At 67.5% G+C, this 14,930-nt stretch carries 8 protein-coding genes; 3 read left to right on the top strand and 5 right to left on the bottom strand.

What is annotated here, in order from left to right; translation table 11 throughout:
* Positions 1-50 precede the first annotated feature (50 nt).
* The gene (locus ABTZ59_RS29235) at positions 51-4,115 is read left to right on the top strand and encodes a hypothetical protein (RefSeq protein WP_351419642.1); all 4,065 of its coding nucleotides are present in this window, start codon (positions 51-53) and stop codon (positions 4,113-4,115) included.
* Between the two features lie 19 nt (positions 4,116-4,134).
* Positions 4,135-4,803, top strand: a complete 669-nt coding sequence (locus ABTZ59_RS29230; protein ID WP_351419641.1) for a leucine-rich repeat domain-containing protein — start codon at positions 4,135-4,137, stop codon at positions 4,801-4,803.
* A gap of 213 nt (positions 4,804-5,016) precedes the next feature.
* Here ABTZ59_RS29230 and ABTZ59_RS29225 read toward each other — a convergent pair whose 3' ends face one another.
* From ABTZ59_RS29225 to ABTZ59_RS29210, 4 genes are all read right to left on the bottom strand, one after another.
* Complete coding sequence (locus ABTZ59_RS29225; RefSeq protein WP_351419640.1) at positions 5,017-7,221, bottom strand: ATP-binding protein; 2,205 nt, start codon at positions 7,219-7,221, stop codon at positions 5,017-5,019.
* Complete coding sequence (locus tag ABTZ59_RS29220; RefSeq protein ID WP_351419639.1) at positions 7,214-8,026, bottom strand: Pvc16 family protein; 813 nt, start codon at positions 8,024-8,026, stop codon at positions 7,214-7,216. Before ABTZ59_RS29220 ends, ABTZ59_RS29225 begins: the two co-directional genes overlap by 8 nt.
* 100 nt (positions 8,027-8,126) lie before the next feature.
* Positions 8,127-10,271: a VWA domain-containing protein gene (locus tag ABTZ59_RS29215; protein ID WP_351419638.1), complete on the bottom strand. Its 2,145-nt coding sequence runs from the start codon at positions 10,269-10,271 to the stop codon at positions 8,127-8,129.
* Between the two features lie 237 nt (positions 10,272-10,508).
* Complete coding sequence (locus ABTZ59_RS29210) at positions 10,509-11,138, bottom strand: helix-turn-helix transcriptional regulator (RefSeq protein WP_030353099.1); 630 nt, start codon at positions 11,136-11,138, stop codon at positions 10,509-10,511.
* Positions 11,139-11,353: 215 nt separating this feature from the next.
* Here ABTZ59_RS29210 and ABTZ59_RS29205 point away from each other — a divergent pair, with 215 nt between their 5' ends.
* Positions 11,354-12,721 (top strand): COG1470 family protein, encoded by a 1,368-nt coding sequence (locus tag ABTZ59_RS29205; protein ID WP_351419637.1) that lies wholly within the window; start codon positions 11,354-11,356, stop codon positions 12,719-12,721.
* A 93-nt stretch (positions 12,722-12,814) separates the two neighbouring features.
* On the opposite strand, the gene ABTZ59_RS29200 is transcribed toward ABTZ59_RS29205, so the two are convergent.
* Positions 12,815-13,693, bottom strand: coding sequence for an eCIS core domain-containing protein (locus tag ABTZ59_RS29200; RefSeq protein ID WP_351419636.1), 879 nt, complete (start codon positions 13,691-13,693; stop codon positions 12,815-12,817).
* Positions 13,694-14,930: the final 1,237 nt, after the last annotated feature.

Genomic DNA, 14,930 nt, shown 5'->3' with positions numbered 1-14,930 from the left:
CGCGCGCACACCCTGGCTGATATGTCGGGGACCCGTGACCGGGAGCGGCGGTGAAGGCCGCTCCGGAGAAAAGCTCGGCGGCTGCCGTACGCGCGGACGTGCCCCGGTCCTCGGCCCCCGCAAGGGAGACGGCCCCCTCACCTGACGTATCGACGGCATCTGCCCCCGGCCCACGGCTGACCGCCCGCAGCCTCCAGAGGCTCCAGGGCAGGGCGGGCAACGCGGCGGTGTCGCGGCTCGTCGCACAACGATACGCGGAGGTGGTGAAGCCTCCGCCGGCGCAGGCGCCCGGTTTCCGCAAGGTCCAGCAGGACGTCGCCGCGAAGAAGCAGCGGATCAAGCAGCACAAGACGGCGGCGAGCGAATCGAAGTCGGCGCAGGACGCGGCCGTCGCTCCGCCGGACGACAAGCAGGCGCAGGGCAAGGCGGCCAACGCCGAGAAGATGAACGAGGCCAAACCGGGGGAGTTCGACAAGAACGCGTTCGTCGGCGCGGTCAACGAGGCGATCGCCGCCCAGGCGCCGAAGAACCTCGACGAGGCCGACGGATTCGCCGACTCCGGTAAGGCCGACAGCATCAAGGACTCGGTCGACGGCAAGGTCAAGGAGGGCAAGGAGTCGTCGGCCGAGGAGATCGAGAGCACGACGGCGGCCGCCCCGGACACCTCTCAGGCCAAGGAGAAGCAGGTCACCCCGATGGGCCCGGACCAGCCTCCGGGCAACCCGGGCGCGCCCAGCGCGGCGGACGCGGTGCCGGACAAACAGCCGGACAAGGTGCTGGACTTCTCCGAGGGCAACCAGCGGGTCGACCAGCAGATGGCGGACGCCGAGGTCACCGAGGAGCAGCTGGCCAAGGGCAATGAGCCGCAGTTCGACGCCGCGCTGTCGGAGAAGAAGAAGGGCGAGCAGCACACCGCGAGCGTCCCCGCCAAGGGCCGCGCGGCCGAGGCCGGGCAACTGTCGGCGGCACAGGCCGGCGCCGCCGCGTCCGGCGCGGCGGCCATGACCGCCATGACCGCCGACCGTGCCGCCGCCGGCAAGGCGGTCGACGGCGGCAAGGGCGAGACGAAGTCGGCGGACGAGAAGAAGCGCGAGCAGGTCACCGCCAAGCTCCAGAAGGTTTTCGACGCCACGCAGAAGGATGTCGAGAAGATCCTCGGCGACCTGGACGGGAAGGTCGACAGACAGTTCACCGAGGGCGAGAAAAAGGCCCGCGACGACTTCACCGCCGATCACAAGCGCCGCATGAAGCAGTACAAGGACAAGCGCTACTCGGGCTTCACGGGCAAGGGCCGCTGGATCAGGGACAAGTTCAAAGGACTCCCACAAGAGGGCCTGGACATCTTCAAGAAGTCCCGCGAGCTCTATGTCACCAAGATGCAGGCCGTCATTTCGTCCATCGCCGACACCATCGGCACCGAGCTGGGCCGGGCCAAGGCACGTATCGCCACGGGTCGAGCGGAGTTGAAGGCGGAGGTCGACAGACTCCCCGCGGACCTGAAGCAGTTCGGCGAAGAGGCCGCGGCGGACTTCGCCGGGAAGTTCGACGACCTGGAATCCGAGGTCAACGACAAGTCCACCCAACTGGTTCAGGACCTGGCCCAGAAGTACACCGAGGCTCTCAACTCGGTGGACGAGGAGATCAAGAAGCTGGAGGAAGAGAACAAGGGCCTGATAGCGAAGGTCGTGGACGCCGTGGCAGGCGTCATCCAGACCATCATGGAGCTGAAGAACCTCCTGATGGGCATTCTCGCCAAGGCCGCCGGCGCCATCGGAAAGATCATCAAGGATCCGATCGGCTTCCTCAAGAACCTGGTATCCGGGGTCGGTTCGGGCCTGAATCTCTTCATCGGAAACATCGCCACCCATCTTCAGAAGGGCCTGGTCTCCTGGCTCCTGGGCACGGCGGTCAGCACGGGCCTCGAAATCCCCGCCCGCTTCGACATCAAGGGCATCATCCAGCTCATCGCCTCGTTACTGGGCCTGACCTGGGACAACATCCGAGCCCGCGTCACCCGCAAGGGCGTCCCGAACGAGGCGATGACCAAGGCCGAACAATCCGTCCCGATAGCCCAGGCCTTGGCCCGAGAAGGCCCGGCCGGCGCCGCCCAGGAAATCACCGCGGAGACGGGCGATCTCAAGTCGACCATCCTGGACGACCTCAAGTCCTATCTGATCCCGACCGTTCTCATGGCGGGCATCACCTGGATTCTCTCCCTCCTCAACCCCGCCTCGGCATTCATACGGGCGGTCAAGGGGATCATCGACATCGTCACATTCATCGTGACCCAGGGCGCCCAGATAGTCGAGTTCGTGAATGCGGTCCTGGACGCGGTGGTGGCCATAGCCAACGGAGCCGCCGCCGCCGTCCCCAAAACAGTGGAAACCGCCCTGGCTGCCAGCATCCCCCTCCTCATCGGCCTCCTCGCCTCACTCCTGGGAATCGGCGGCCTGGCCAACAGGGTCAGACAAGCCTTCCAAAAGGTCTCCCGCCCGGTGAACCGAGCCATCGACAAAATAGTCGACAAAATCGCGAAGGCCGCCAAAAAACTCGTCAGAAAAAACAAGAAGACGTCCGGAGATCCCGGCGACCGGAAACGGGGAGCGGAAGGAGGCGATCCCAGGAGGAGAGATCGGAGAAATGAGAACGAGAAGCGTGACGCCGTTCGCGCTGCCATACGTGATGTCGAGAGGGTAATGGGATCCGATGACAATCCGAGAAGTGTTGTGGAGAGGGCTCTTCCTGGAATCAGACGTCGAAGGAGAGTGAATGAGCTATTCCTCATCGACTCGGCCGATGGTTCGTATCGTGCACGGGCGAAAATCAATCCGGAAGCAGATAGTGCGGAGGATTCCGATGTCGATCTTGTGGGCAGGAATTTAATCAAGCACGGAGACGTCTTGATCGGGAAAGTCCACTCGGATTGGTGGGACAAGCAGCTTCAGCATCCTGAGGTTTCGAACGCGAAGGTGTGGTCGGACAGTGGAATCTTGCCCCCCACGGATGTCTTGGCGAAGAATTACCTCAATGACAGGGAAGTGCACAAGAAGGTCACAAAGGACTACTACGCCGATGGGCGAAGTGATCCTACGAACGACAACTTCTTTGCCCGAGTTCTCGGGAACTCGGAGAAATATGCGCGGAGGGATACGGTTGAGGCACTTGGCAGGGCTGCCCTCGGCACTGTTCGCAAGGCCGGCTTGGGGAGCGTGCAGGACAGTGCGGTCGAAAAGATCCTTCGGAAAATGCGCTTCCTGCCTGACGAGGGACACTATGGACGCTTCCATCCGTTCCCCAGGGGACAGAAATCGCCTGACCGAGACCTTGAGCAGGCAATTGAGGGGGTCAGTGCGCCGCCGAGAGAGAAGATCATCGAGTTCCTTCGGAGGATAATGGAAGGGGAAACCGTCGGAAAGATCGACTGGTCCAAGTTCAAAGATCTGTGGCGGAACCACGGAAATTCAAGGAGATATGTAAAGGGGAAGTTCCGTGAGGCGGACGGAGGGAAGCATGAGTGGATCCCCACCAATTACATAGAGAATGTGATGGAGTTCGCGGTGGAGCACAGGTCGAATGGACGGCTCAAGGCCGGACAGGACTGGATGACCCTGCATCATAAATTACGTTCATTTACTTCCGATGTAATCTATCGCATTGAGATACCGCCGGATGCGGAGCTGATCACGAGGGGCGCGATCGGTGCACACGTGGGTGCGTTTATTACCGTTACAGACAGGACATTTGTGTTCAATGAAGGGGATGATCCATGGCACAACGGCCTTCGGGGGTTGTTCGATGGCTTCGTAGCTGCTAACCCTGAAGGGACTGCTCTGGAATTTCTTGGGGTACTTCAAGCGAAGTTGCCCGAATCTGGGAGTTCGCCCGAAGTCGCCCGTCTCATATGGGACCCCGAAGTACAGCCCATCCCTGCCTCCATGCGTAATGTGAAGGTCGATGCGATATATCGCAGGATTACAGTGGGTGCGGATGGGGTAAGTCGGACCGATGAACGCGTAAATATAGAGTTGGGAGATCTGGAAGCTCTGCAGAGAATAAACTACGACCGAGTTCACGCAGACTTCGCATTGGTTCGCGAGATTCTCAGTAGGGAGTGAAATTCCAATGGAGCACCCTATGGAGCCAGAGATCGAAAAGGCTCTTGAGCTGGCACGGCTGCATAAAAGGCTGAGGGGTGACACCAGTGACGTGATCACCGAACTGCATGTGAGTCATGCCGCTTCTCTGGGTGGGCTCAAGAATTTCCCGCAACTTGAAGTGCTGATTCTGGCCGGCTGCGACCCGGTTTCTCCGTCGGATCTTCCTCCCCTGGAGGCCCTGCTCTCGCTGAGGATCAACGACAGCGGATTGCGCGATGTGACAGGTACGGAGAAGTTGCCACGCTTGCGTATCTTGCGCATCCAGAGGAACTTCGTCCGAGACTTGACTCCGCTCCTTGAATGCGCCCTTACGACCCTTGAGGTCGCGGGGAATCCGCTGTCCGAGGAGTCGTATGGCGAGGTGCTGCCGAAATTGGTGGAGCGAGGATGTGAGGTCTCCTGCTCCGGGGAACGTGAATGGCGAGCCACCCTTCGCCTGTGGAGCGCGAATATTCCACTCAGTTGCTACGAAAATGGCGGACGTTATTACCTGTGCAGTCCCGGCCTCGGTGTGACCAAGTTTCCTGATCATGACCACCCCGAAGTCGAAATATCTGAGGTAGAAGGACTCTTGGAGCGCGACCCGAGTGAACTGCTGAGGGTGTTCGAGAGTCGTGGGGGTATCTGGTCCTCGCCGGACGCCTGAAGGCCGTCCCGTAAAGGCCGCTATGCCCCAAGAGCCCACGGCGAGACGTATCTTTGTAGATCCGCCTGGCGATGAATGGTGCGGATCGTCCGTACGGCACGGCATGCAGCAGGGGCACACCGGCTCCGTTGCCGTGCGGAGATCGGTGATGCGATCCATCGGGTGAACTACCCACCGAGCAGCTCGACTTGTCGCTACGTCAGGACTTTGGCATCAGGTGGTGAGCAGATCCAGGTAGGGGCCGAACTCCGAGGCCAGGGTCAGGCGGCCCAGTTTCTGGTACTCGCGTTGGATCGCGTGGATCAGGATCGGCATCGTCACCGGGGTGCCCGAGGCCGCCGAGAGGTAGGCCGCCGTTACCGCCACCGAGCGGATGTTGCCGCCCGCCAGTTCGAAGGACGCGGCGCAGAAGGCGAGATCGAGGTCGGAGGCGCGCGGGAGTGTGGGGCCCAGACAGCGTTCCCAGAGGAGCAGGCGTTGGGGCGGGTCCGGGACGGGGAAGTCGATGACCAGATCGAGGCGGCGGGTGAAGGCGTCATCGAGGTTGGCGCGGAGGTTGGTGGCCAGAATGGCGAGGCCGTCGAAGGACTCCATGCGTTGCAGCAGGTACGCGCTCTCGACGTTGGCGTAGCGGTCGTGGGCGTCCTTGACCTCCGAGCGTTTGCCGAAGATCGCGTCCGCCTCGTCGAAGAGCAGGACGCCGTTCACACCGGCCGCCTCGGAGAAGATGCGTTCGAGGTTCTTCTCGGTCTCGCCGACGTATTTGTCGATGACGGTCGCCAGATCGACCGTGTAGAGGTCGAGACCCAGATCCGCCGCGATCACCTCGGCCGACATCGTCTTCCCCGTACCGGAGTCGCCCGCGAAGAGGGCCGATACGCCCCGACCCCGGCCGCCGCCCGGGCGCATTCCCCACGCGCCGAGGACCTGGTCGCGATAGCGGGCGCGGGCGGTGAGCTCGCGGAGCTGGGCGTGCGCGTCCGGGGGAAGGACCAGGTCGTTCCAGGTCACGGAAGGTTCGATACGGCGGGCCAGCCGGTCGAGCCCCGCGGCGTTCTGGGCGCGGGCGCCCCGGCGGATGTGGTCAGGTCCGAGAGCGCCACCGTCCAGTCGGGCCGTCTGGGCGGCGCTGCGGGCCGCGCCCTCGATCTGGTCGGGGGTGAGCAGGAACGGGGAGAGCAGAACGCCGACATCCAGATCGGCAGGGACCGGCTCGGCGTAAGCGTCGCGCCAGAGGGCGGCCCGTACCGCCGGTTCCACCCGAGGCGCGGGCAGCAGCAGTGGAGGGCGCGTCGACCAGGCCGCGTCCCACGGGGTGCGGCCCACCAGGACCGTCGGCAGCGGGGTGTCGGTGAGCAGCCGGAGGGTCCCTTGGCGATCGCGCGACAGCGCGTCCAGCGGCGCGCAGACCAGCCCGGCCCCCGTAAGCCGGCCCTCCCGCACCAGTGCCCGCACCGCCTCGACGGGCGTCGGATCCTCGGCCAGCCGGGTCAGATCCAGGCCCAGTACGGCGCGCCCGGCGAGGCTCAGCGCCGTGGCGGCCAGCGCCGTACCCGCGCCGCCCTGTTCCTCGCGGAGATACGCCAGCTCGACTCCGGAGCCGAGGGTACGGGCGAGCGGCCCGGGGTCACCCACACCCGGTACGGCGTGCCAGGGCGCGAGCAGACCGGACAGCCGGGGATCGGGGCTGTCGTCGCCCAGCAGGTGCGCGGTGACGCGGTCGGGAACCCGTAACGCGCGCCCCAGGAACGGCCGGTCCGCCTCTTCCACCAGCAGCAGCCCGCCGGCGCGCAGCGGCGCCCCGGGGCCGAGCCTGGCGCGGGCGTCCGCGTCCGCCGGGGAGAGACCGCAGAGACCGAGGGCGAGTCCGAAGGTCGGGCGGCGGCGGGTGACATCGTCGTTGAGGTAGCCGTAGAACGCCTCGAACCGGTCGTCGAGATCCGGCAGGAGCGCGATGAGCAGGATCTCGACATCCAGCGGACTGAGGTCGAACTCCTCTGCCAGTGTGGTGAGTCGGGACGGCGGCCCAAGTGCGGGTGGAGCGCTGTGCTCGTCAGGTGTATCGGTCGTACCGGATGTGCCGGTCGTATCGGTTGTGCCGGATGTGCCGGTGGTCTCGGTTGTACCGGTCGTATCCGTGTCGTCCGGCGCGGGGAACGCGCGGCGCTCGTCCAGCAGCCGTGTGATCGTCTCCTCGGTCAGATACAGACCCCGGAACTCGTCGTCCGGATGCGGGTCCGTGAGCCGGCGCGCCTCGACCGCCCGGCGTACGCGCCGCTCGATATGTACGGCACAGCTCAGGACATGGCGGAGGTCCCGGCTCTCCTCGTCGGAATCGGGCCGCTTCCTGTCCGGCCGCTTCCTATCGGGCCGCTCCCCGTCCGGCCGCTTGCCGTCGTGCCGTTCGGGTTCAGGCATCGCCCCGGTTCTCCGTAATCCGCAGCGACAGCCCGGGGCGCCGCCGGGCCGTCTCGTGCCCGTCGGCGCCGCCGGGCCCGTCCTCACCGACGCTCCCGTCCTCGCCCACGCTCTCGTCCGCAGGCTCCCCGCCGCGGTCGACAGTGGCCGCCCCGTACAGCGGGAGCGCCCCACGGCCCGGCATCGGTCTGGCCGGCCGACGCGCGCGCTCCTCCCGCGCACGGTCACCCGCGCGGTCACCGAAGTGGACGTGCATCCCCTCGTCACCCACCGGCGGACCCGCGGCGTAGGTCGGCGACGCCGTGACCGGCACACTGATCACCAGGTCGAGCGACGGCTTCAGTTCGCCGCCGAGCGCGCTCCACACGTCCGCGAAGGAACGGTCCTCCGGCGGTGGCAGCGCGATGGTCATCGGTACGGCCACCCCGATGTCCTGAAGCGTTCCCGTCAGCCGTTCGGACGGCAGCGCCTCGTATCGCAGCAGGCAGGCCAACAGCGAGGACAGGAGCCGGTGTTCGTCCTCCGGCCGCTTCGTCCAGGCGGTGATCAGATACGAGAGCTTGAAGAACCGCGGCGGTCGGCGGCGGGCGACGACCGTGCCGCGCTCGTCGTACTCGTTGTGCAGCCCGCGTTCGCGCCGCCGCATGTCCTCGCGGATGTCGTAGAGGTACAGATTCACCGTGGGCGCGTTGACCTTGGCGGCCCACTCGCGGGTCGGCGCGTCGAACACCACCGCGATCTGGGCGCCTTCGAGGACCTCGGCCCTGAGCAGCGCGCGCAGGGCGTCGTCCACTTCGTGGATCACGACTCCGCCCCTGTCACGCCTGGCTCTCTCGTCGTCGATCTCACCGGCGTCCCGCCTATCCGCGTCCCGCCTATCCGCGTCCCGCTCATCCGTGTCGTGCTCATCCGCGGCCCGCGAAGTCCGGTGGCTGGAGCTTGCGTTGAACCACCAGGACGGGCTTCGTGAGCCGGTCGAGTCCGGTGACGTCCGCGCGGAGATCGCGTGGCCCGAGCCGGTCCCTGCGCAGTACCAGCACCTGTGCCTCGAACGTGCCGTCGCGGCCGACCGTCACGGGCGGACCGTTGGCGGTGATGCCCGCGCTCCAGCTCAGCCGCACGTTCGAGCCCGGCGGGAAGTCCGTCCCCCGTGCCAGCACCACCTGCCCCGGTGTGGCGACCTGCGGTGTGACGGCCAGCTTCGGCTGGAGGACACGGAGCGGGCCCCGATCGGTGTTGTTGGCCGGTCGGCGGTCGGGCAGTGTGGCGACGGCGGTCGCGTGGACGTCTCCGCTGATGGCCGTCCGGTACGTCGCCGTCTGGGTGACCTCGACCCGCCCACCCGCCGGGATCGTGCACGGCGCGGTCGGGGTGCAGCGCGACAGCCCGGCCAGCGTACGTCCGCCCGCGTCCGGCGTCCTCGGCCAGGCGGAGGTGACGATGACACCGATCGCTGTGTCCGGACCGGCGTTGGTGAGGAGGAAGCGGGCACGTGCGGGCCGGCCGGTGTACGTGCGCGACGGGGTGAGCTGTACGTCCACGGTGACATCGGCCGTCGGAGGCACCGGGGGAGCGGGCGGCGCGGGGGGAGCGGGAGGAACCGGCGGAGCGGGCGGGACGGGCGGCAGCTCAAGCACCTCCACCGTGGCCGTGTCGGTGCCGGTGTTGCCGTTCGAGTCGGTGGCGGAGCAGGTGACCAGGGTGCGGCCGACAGGGAAGAGCGAGCCCGACGCGGGGGTGCAACGTACCGGCAGCCGCCCGTCGTTGGCGTCGACGGCGGTCACGGTCAGCTCGACACGGGCGCCGTCCGGGTCCCTCGTCGCCACCGTACGGTCGTCCACGACGACCACCGGCGCGTCCACATCGTTGACATCGATGTTGATCGTCTGCGTCAGCTCGGGGTCGGCCGCCGCGTTCGGCCCGACGGCATCCGTACCGGGCGGGCTCGTGCCCAGCAGGAACTGGACCGTGCAGGTCAGCCTTCGCCCTTGGGGAGCGTCCTCGGCGACCGTGATCGTCTCGTCGAAGGCCGCCGGGTCACCACTGGTGACGGTACGGGTGGGCGGGGCGAGCGTCACCGTCAGGGCGGGATCGCAGCTGTCCAGCAGGTGGCCGACCTGGGTGGGCAGGTTGGCGAGGCCTTCGGCGATCGAATTCACCACCGCGTCCGCGTCGACGCCGGGTATCAGCCGGCCCCTGGTGGCCTCGATGACCTTGTCGGCCTGGCCCGGCTCGTGCAGTGGGTCCTCGATCTGGCCGGGGACACCGGCGTCCCCGTTGCCGTTGAGTCCATCACCGACGGCGGTGGCGACATCCACGCCCAGTACCCGGATTCCCCGGTCCTGGAGCGCGTAGACGGTGTCGGTCAGGGAGTGGCCCATGCTGGGGTCATGGCTGGAGGCGTCGCCGACCAGGACGACCACGGGGCTCGCGTCCGTACGGAACTCGGTCTGGCCACCGCTGCCGTCGGCGATCTGCCACAACGCGTTGATCCAGTCCTCGGAGGGGCCCATGCTGCCCTGGCCGCGTTCGACAGTGAGGGCGTTCACCCCGTCCTGCACCTTGCCGAGGTCGTCCGTGAACGGCTGGAGCACGGTGTAGGTCCGGGCGCCGTCGACCTGCTGGTCGCCGTAGGTGGCCACGGCGAAGCGCGAGTCGGGCTGTTCCTCGATCACTCTCTCGGTGATCACGGGAAGGTTCCGCTGGATCTGCGCGATCGACGGTTCCATGCTCAGGGTGCCGTCCACGAGCAGCACGATGTCGGGCTTCGGCGGGATGGCCGGCGTACGGACCAGCTTGTCCACGGCGATGGACTCGCCCGGGTCCAGCCGCTCCGTCACCACGGCCGGTGTGACCGGCGGCTCTGGTACGGGGACGGCCGCGCGCGGTTCGGCGGCGGAGCTGGGCAGGCCGGTCACGACCAGCAGGAGGAGGGCGAAGGACAGTGCGAGGCGGAGGGCGTTGAAGCGCGGGGCGCTGACGCGCAGGGCACTGCCGTCGTGCCGTGGCTGTTTCCGTGCCGACCGCCGGAACCGTTGAGACCGCCGCACGGAACCCTCCCCCAGATCGGCGCACGGGCACCCACCTTCCCGTGCTCGCGCCCCGCGGGCAGCGGGGCGCGAGTCATATCCGCGGGTACCGAGTTCTGCCCTTTGGGGCAGCCGTTCGGCGAGTGGCTGTGATGAAAGATCAAAACCCGGCGCGGTTCGAACTTATTGATCTTTTCGGCCCGTTGATCAGCTCGGCCAGTGGATCAGCTCGGTACGTGGATCTATTCGAACTGTGGCTCAGATCAGGCCCTGGCGCAGCGCGTACGCCACCGCGTGGGAGCGATTACGCAATTGAAGCCGGGTCATGACCGCGTGCAGGACGTTCTTTATCGTGCGTTCGGAGTACGCGAGCTTGGTCGCGATATCGGCGGTGTCGTATCCCTCCGCGACCAGTCGGAGTACATCGATCTCTCGGGAGGAGAGCCCGGTGAAGTGCAGGCCACGTGGTCCGAGCACCTGGCCCTGCAACTTTCCCACCTGCTCCAGAAGGCGTCCCAGGAGATCGGCGGGCACATGGCCCTCGCCGTTCGCCACGGCGACAATGACCCGTACGAGATGATCAGGTGTCGCCTCCGAACGCCGGACCACCCCGGCGACACCGCACTCCGCCGCGCTGACCAGCTTCTGCTCGTCGATCTCGGTGGCCACCAGTACTCCGCGTGCCGTACCACTGCGCTGGATATTGCGCAGCATCCGTAGTGCCTCCTCATCTATGACATCCACGACCACCACGACTACCTGCGGGGTGAGTTCACCGTCCTCCCATCCGGTGAGCGTCACCTCCGGCCTGGTCCGCAGCTGGCTGGCCACCCCCGCTTGGGAGATCGGATCCTGTGCGCGTAAACCGACGATCGTACGGTCTGTCATGAATTTCCCCCTCCGCAAATGCGAACCGATGGCGTCATCATGGGCCGTATGGGACCTGGCAAACTGAGCGGTGATTGCCTTACGCATCGGCAGATACTCCATTCCCACCGAGTGCGGACGCGAAATCCGCAGCCGCCCGATGGGCACTACATCTGCCCGAAAGTGTTCCTGTCCGACCGGTGTTCCCGGTAATGCGCGGTCCTACGGTGCGACGTATGAGTCTTACGGCCAGCCTCGACGCATCGTCCGTCACTGCCGAGCCGGGCGCGCGGACGGACGTACCCCTACAGATCCTCAACTCCGGTACTACGGTCGAGGAATACCGCTTCGAGGTGGTCGGCGCCTGCGCCGCGTGGGCGACCGTGGAACCGCGGACACTCTCCCTCTATCCCGGCGCCTCCGACACGGTCGTGCTACGGCTGGCACCACCGCGCGACCCCTCGGTTCCCGCGGGCGAGACACCGTTCGGTGTGCGCGTGGTGCCGACGAGCGAGTCGAGCGAGACCGTGGTGCCCGAGGGGCGGGTGACCGTGGCGCCGTTCACCGAGGTGACCTCGGAACTGGTGCCGCGCGGCTCCAGCGGCGCTCGCCGCGGCAGCCACCAACTCGCCGTGGACAACAGAGGGAACGCGCCGGTGACCGTACGCCTCAGCGGCCGTACCGGTACCGAGCGCGCCCGCGTCCGCTTCGCCTCCGCCGAACTGCTGATACCGCCCGGACACGCGGACTTCGCGAAGTTGTGGGTACGGCCGGCCAAGCGGCTGTGGCGCGGAACGCCGGTGACCCACACGTTCCAGGTCCTCGCCGCGCCCGTGGCGGCGGAGGAGGGCCAAGAGCCGTATGAACCGGTGGTACTCGACGGATCGTACGAGCAGCAGGCGATCCTGCCCGGCTGGCTGCCCCGCGCGCTCATCCTCGCGGCGGTCGTGGCGATCGCGTTGGTCGGGCTCTGGTACGCGCTGCTGCGCCCCGCGGTGAAGTCGGCGGCCCGGGAGGCGATCACCCCGGAGGCGGTGGCGTCCGCCGCGGCGAAGACGGCGTCTCCGGGTGGCGGGACGGCGGACGGCGGAGCCACGGCCGGAACCGGGGGCGGGGGCGGGAACGCGGGCGCCACTGCCGGTGCCGAAGGAGGCGCGACCAGTGGGGCGGGGCAGAACGGGACTGGCTCCGGGGCGAGTTCAGGATCCGGAACGGGCGCGGGCAGTGCGCAGGGGGCGGGCGCGCCGACCAGCGCGCGCGTCGAGGTCAGGGACGCGGTGGGCGGCGGCTCGACCAGCGCGTCCGCGTACCGGGTGCCGGCCGGCAGCACCTTCGAACTCACCGACATCGTGGTCCAGAACCCGCAGGGCGACGCCGGAACACTCGTTGTGTCCAGCCAGAACAATCCCCTGTGGCGACTGGCGCTGGAAAACTTCCGTGACACCGACTATCACTTCGTCACCCCCATTCTGGTACCGGCGGGCGGCGAGATCACGATGACCGTCGACTGCCGGCAGGTGGGCAGGCCGGTACAGGCGCCGAGGCCGTCGCGCTGCGCGGAGTCGCTGTTTCTGGGAGGGACGCTGCGGTCGGGCTCGGAGTGAGGGAAGGGGAGGGAGCAGCGAGGGAGTGGAGAGGGAGGGGTAGTGCGAGGGCGTGAGGGAGAGAGAGGGTGAAGGAGGGGTTCTCCGGCTTGGTCAGGTGGGCGGAGCCTCTTCCTCTTCCTCGGAACCCTCGTCGGCTCGTTGGACGAAGGATCCCTGTACGTTCGCGGGCTCTTCGTCCTCGTCCTCTGTTGCCTGGCGTTGCACGGGGGCTGCGGTGTCCGTCGTAGTGGGTGTGGGTGTGGGTGCGGGTGCGGATGGGGGAGTGGGGGTGGGGGTGGGCTCGGGCGATGGGGTTGGCGTCGGTGTCGGGCTCGGCTCGGAGAGTACGCGGTCGGCGTTCGCGACGGCTTCCTGCTCGAAGCGGTCGGACGGATCGCTCACGCGGATCCCGCCGGGCGCCTCGGATCCCTCCACCGGACCGTTGCGCTGCTGGACCACATGCGTCAGCTCGTGCGCCAGTGTGGTCCGGCCGTCGGGTGAGGACGGGTCGTAACTCTCGCGCTGGAAGACGACATGGTTGCCGACGGTGTACGCGCGGGCGCCGACTCCCTTCGCGGACTCATGGGCCGCGGCGTCGGTGTGCACGCGTACGTCGGAGAAGTCGGCGCCCATGCGACTCTCCATGTCGGTACGGGTATCGGTGTCCAGAGGCGAACCGCCACCGGAGGAGATCACATCGTGCACGGGGGAGCGGTCCTGGTGGACGTCGGGCGTGGGTTCCTCCTCGGGTGCCGCGTCCCTGCTGAGCATCGTCCCGACGGCGCTGTTTCCCACGGAGCGTTGGAGGCTGCTCAGCCCGGCGGCCCCGACCACATCGGACCGCCCGGAGGCGGCTGCCTTGAAGAGGTACGAGGTCCACGCGGACTCCCGCGCGTCAGCGGCCGAGCCCTGCGCGGTGGACCGGAAGGTCTCGTCGTGCTCGTGCCCGTGTTCATGCTCCGACTCGTGCCCCTGGTCGTGTGCGCGCATCTCTGCCTCCCCTGACTGTGACTGTGCTGCTCACCCTGCCTGGACCTCCACTGTCCACTCTCGGGCCGAGCACCGAGGACGGTCCAGCCCGGACTTCATGGGCGGGGGGCATGGCGTTCTGCCTCATGGGGCAAGGGCGGGGGCTCGGGAGGGTGGTCGGCGCCGGGTGCGGGGCCGGGGGTGGGTGTGGGTTCGTGCCGAGGGGTAGTCGGGGGCATCCGGTGCGTTTGATGACGGGTGGGGGCCGCCCCTAGGTTTGAGTTTCGCGGTTGCGGGTTGGGCGTCAAGGGCGCTCCTTCGTCGCGTCGGCTGCGCCGATTCCGCTTCGCTCCACCCTTGACCCCCAACCCTCCACCGCAAGTGCAGCTTTGAGGGGGGCGGCCCGGGGGGAGGGGTCCCCGGAGGGGCTGCGTTGTTCCGGGGGCCGGATCCCGGCCTTGGGTGGGTGGGCCCTGCGGGGCTGCGCAGGAGTGGAGTGGGGCGGCCCGGCACCGGCTCAGCGAGCTGATGCGAGTGGGTGGTGGGGACTCATGCCCCGCTGGTGACAGTCCGTTGGCGGGTGCACCTGTTGTCTGGGGCGGAGGGCCTGCCACCCACCCCCTATGTCCCAGTTTGGCGAGCCATTCCAGGGCCCCCGGGCAGGTCATGCGTCCTGGGTTCGGTTAAGTCGTCTCCACGGCACATCGCCACCCCTGACCGGCCCACTGCCGCCCCATGAGTCACACCCACCCCACCACCCACACACCCAGCAGCCGGGCACCAGCCCCGGCCACTCCCCCACCCCGCACCGTGAGGAATGGGGCGGGTGTGACTGGTGAGGCGCCGAGTGGGCCTGTCTGAGGGGGCATGCATCATGAGGCCCGGTTAACCGAACCCAGGACGCATGACCCGCCGGAGCACTCCCCAAAGCCCCTCCCAAAAGGGAACATAGGGGGTGGGTGGCAGGCCCTCCGCCCCAGACAACAGGTGTCACCCGACAACGGGCCCGCACAGCGGGGCATGAGTCCCGACCACTTCCCGACCGTCAGTCGCTTTGCCGGGGCCGGGCCGCCCCACTCCACTCCCGCGCAGCCCCGCAGGGCCCACCCACCCGAGGCCGGGATCCGGCCCCCGGAACAACGCAGCCCCTCCGGGGACCCCTCCCCCCGGGCCGCCCCCCTCAAAGCAGCACTTGCGGTGGAGGGTTGGGAGTCAAGGGTGAAGCGCAGCGCAATCGGCGCAGCCGACGCGACGAAGG

It is taken from the genome of Streptomyces sp. NPDC094034, assembly GCF_040303865.1.
In the GTDB taxonomy this organism is placed as follows: domain Bacteria; phylum Actinomycetota; class Actinomycetes; order Streptomycetales; family Streptomycetaceae; genus Streptomyces.
This window is presented reverse-complemented; position numbering and strand designations above follow the sequence as displayed.

Coding starts and splice junctions, on each gene's coding strand:
- ABTZ59_RS29200 (WP_351419636.1), bottom strand. CDS start 13,693: ATGCGCGCACACGACCAGGGGCACGAGTCGGAGCATGAACACGGGCAC.
- ABTZ59_RS29225 (WP_351419640.1), bottom strand. CDS start 7,221: ATGCCTGAACCCGAACGGCACGACGGCAAGCGGCCGGACGGGGAGCGG.
- ABTZ59_RS29205 (WP_351419637.1), top strand. CDS start 11,354: ATGAGTCTTACGGCCAGCCTCGACGCATCGTCCGTCACTGCCGAGCCG.
- ABTZ59_RS29210 (WP_030353099.1), bottom strand. CDS start 11,138: ATGACAGACCGTACGATCGTCGGTTTACGCGCACAGGATCCGATCTCC.
- ABTZ59_RS29230 (WP_351419641.1), top strand. CDS start 4,135: ATGGAGCCAGAGATCGAAAAGGCTCTTGAGCTGGCACGGCTGCATAAA.